The sequence below is a fragment of the Photobacterium marinum genome (genome assembly GCF_000331515.1).
Taxonomy (GTDB): Bacteria; Pseudomonadota; Gammaproteobacteria; order Enterobacterales; family Vibrionaceae; genus Photobacterium; species Photobacterium marinum.
Genome location: NZ_AMZO01000059.1, coordinates 1 through 2,898, shown reverse-complemented (window position 1 = coordinate 2,898; position 2,898 = coordinate 1). Strand labels below are relative to the sequence as shown.

General features: G+C 42.4%; 4 protein-coding genes. 1 reads left to right on the top strand and 3 read right to left on the bottom strand.

Going from position 1 to position 2,898, the window contains the following annotated elements:
- Positions 1-249: 249 nt before the first annotated feature.
- The gene (locus tag C942_RS25685) at positions 250-381 is read right to left on the bottom strand and encodes a hypothetical protein (protein ID WP_007471508.1); all 132 of its coding nucleotides are present in this window, start codon (positions 379-381) and stop codon (positions 250-252) included.
- Between the two features lie 421 nt (positions 382-802).
- Here C942_RS25685 and C942_RS25400 point away from each other — a divergent pair, with 421 nt between their 5' ends.
- Positions 803-964 carry a hypothetical protein gene (locus C942_RS25400; RefSeq protein ID WP_198287514.1) on the top strand — a complete coding sequence of 54 codons (162 nt, stop codon included), beginning with the start codon at positions 803-805 and terminating at the stop codon, positions 962-964.
- A gap of 94 nt (positions 965-1,058) precedes the next feature.
- Here the strand turns inward: C942_RS25400 and C942_RS24075 are convergent, their stop codons facing one another.
- The gene (locus tag C942_RS24075) at positions 1,059-1,640 is read right to left on the bottom strand and encodes a hypothetical protein (RefSeq protein ID WP_157372685.1); all 582 of its coding nucleotides are present in this window, start codon (positions 1,638-1,640) and stop codon (positions 1,059-1,061) included.
- Positions 1,641-2,266: 626 nt separating this feature from the next.
- Positions 2,267-2,898: hypothetical protein (locus tag C942_RS24070; protein ID WP_232428218.1), on the bottom strand; the 632-nt coding region annotated here is incomplete at its 5' end.

Sequence of the window (2,898 nt, the reverse complement as noted above, 5' to 3'; positions counted from 1 at the left end):
CCTGGCATAAGGTGCGCCACGACGAACTTACCAAGCCCACTAAACTCCAAACCAAAACTGCCGAGTGTAACAAGTCACCTTGATGCCTTTGTTAGGCATTTCCATGTGCGCTGTCCGAGCTTGGAAGGTGAACTCTCAACGCATCCTGCCTTCAAACATGGGATACAACAGCCTCGAAATTGTATTTCCCGATGAACCTTCAACACTTTGAACCAGATACATTTGCATGACAACCTGATGAAGTGTTTCTTAGGGCTGCATCACCGGACTAACAGGCTGAGAAACCGACAGGCTTTTCATTACAGTGTAACGATGAATAATGCGAGGGTTCATTGCTGGAGCTAAAGGCAACAACTGATGAAGCAACCTGCGTTTCGCCATATTTTATGGACAGCCTTGCGATGAACGAATGACCTTTGTGGCATCGTTCTTGAGCGAAGAAATAACCAATAAAAACAGAGTCGCTCTTCAGCATGCCTAACGCCGGGCATAAGGTGCGCCGCGACTAACCCTCCAAGCCCACTGAACTCCAAACCAAAACCGCCGAGTGTAACAAGTCACCTTGATGCCTTTGTTAGGCATTTCCACGTGCGCTGTCCTAACATGGGTGGTGAACGATCAACGCTTCCCGTCCTCGAACATGGAATGCAACAACCTCGAAATTGTATTTTCCCATGAACTATCAGCGATTTGAACCAAATACATTTGCATGACAACCTAATGAAGTGTTCCTTAGGGCTGCATCTCCAGACAGATAGCCAAAGAAACCGACAATTCGTTCACTACATTGTAACGATGAATAATGCGAGAGTTCATTGCCGGAGCTAAAGGCAACAACGGAAGAAACAACATTCCTTTCGCCACACTTTATGGACAGCCTTGCGATGAACGAATAACCTTTGTGGCATCGTTCTTGAGCGAAGAAATAACCAATAAAAACAAAGTCGCTCTTCAGCATGCCTAACGCCGGGCATAAGGTGCGCCAACGCTGAATTTACAAAACCAAATACACTCCGAACCAAAACCGCCGAGTGTAAAGCGTCACCTTGATGCCTTTGTTAGGTGCTTGATTCAGAGTCAATTTTTCCCAAGTCTTGCAACTCTGAAGTTTCAATATCCTTCAGTGAGTTTGTAACTTTGACTCGTATATCATGTAATGACTCTTGATTTAGCGTACCTTGTCTGATAGCAAATAAGTCATCCTCTATTGCACGAATCAATCCCCTTAGAGTCACAATCCGCTCTTTCGCAAACCTTGACTTTAAATCTGGTCTAAATTGTTGATGGATGAGTGACGATACTAATACCAATAACCCCAATAATCCGACAACTTGTGACGACAAATTATCTTGGATGAAAGAAGTGGTTAAAACACCACCGACTATATACTGACTAAAAGTAAGTGATGTGGCAGCAACACCTTGCCATTTAGATATAACTTTCTGTCTTCTTAATTCTGCTTGAACTTCAAAAAGCCTGCAATCTCGCTCAATACTCGAGTTGATATTCTCAGTATTCTTTGAAACTTTCTCCCTGTCCTTCCTTGGGAGAAATGCTGAAATGAAACCTGCAATTGCTGATGTAGATATTGCAATTATTGCTGCAACATCAACAATTGGACCAGAGTTTAATAAAGACAAGCTCAAATTTTCCTCCAAATAGCACCTAACGCCTGGGATAAGGTGCGCCACGACTAACCTACCAAGCGCACCAAACTCCATACCAAAACTGCCGAGTGTAACAAGTCACCTTGATGCCTTTGTTAGGCATTTCCATGTGCGCTGTCCTGACTTGGGAGGTGAACGATCAACGCATCCCGCCTTTAAACATGGGACGCAACAACCTCGAGATTGTATTTTCCCACTAACTATCAACGCGTTGAACCAAATACATTTGCATGACAACCTGATGAAGTGTTCTTTAGGGCTGCATCACAGGACAAATAGGCAAATAACCGGCAAGCCTTTCGTCACAGTGTAACGATGAATAATGCGATGGTTCATTGCCGGAGCTAAAGGCAACAACGAAAGAAAAAAACAGCTTTTCGCTATACTTTATGGACAGCCTTGCGATGAACGAATGACCTTTGTGGCATCGTTCTTGAGCGAAGAAATAACCAATAAAAACAGAGTCGCTCTTCAGCATGCCTAACGCCAGGCATAAGGTGCACCAACGCCAAACTTATCAAGCACACTGAACTCAATACCAAAACCGCCGAGTGTAACGTGTCACCTTGATGCCTTTGTTATAAGCACGGTTCCCAATGTTACTTCGACGCTCCGAGAGCCCTTAACTCGTCTAATTCGTTAGGGTCTTTCAAGTACAACTTAATCAACTCCAAGTTGTTAAGCCCACTATTGCTAAGACCTATATCTTTGCGAATTGATTTATATAAATTATTTACAGCCTCGAAAATATCACCACCATTTTTTGATACTCGCTCAAATTCCAATTGAGCCTTGATTACTTCAGGGGAACCCCAAAGCATTATTTCAGTTTTAAAGTCAACTAAATAGTCAATCAACTCTTGTTGTGATGGAGCTTGCATTGAGACTTCATCATTTTCACCGGCCACAATTGAAGTAACTGTCTTTATAAACTTCTCATATATTTCCACTTTTTTAGCACGGTGAGCTTCCTCAACTTCCCTAGCTTTAGTTTGGCGTTGTGTAATTATTACTGCGGATATACTGACAAATACAGTTGTCATTGCACCGATAATTGCAGCAGAAATTTTGGCATCAGCTGTTGCTAAGGCTGTAAAGAAGAACGACATTCCTAACCAAATTAAATATCCAATACCGAAAAATACTGTGACACTTAATATTATTTGCCAATTTCCCTTTTTCATTAGTACCTCACTGTATAATTTATGCTTATAACGCCTGCAATAAGGTG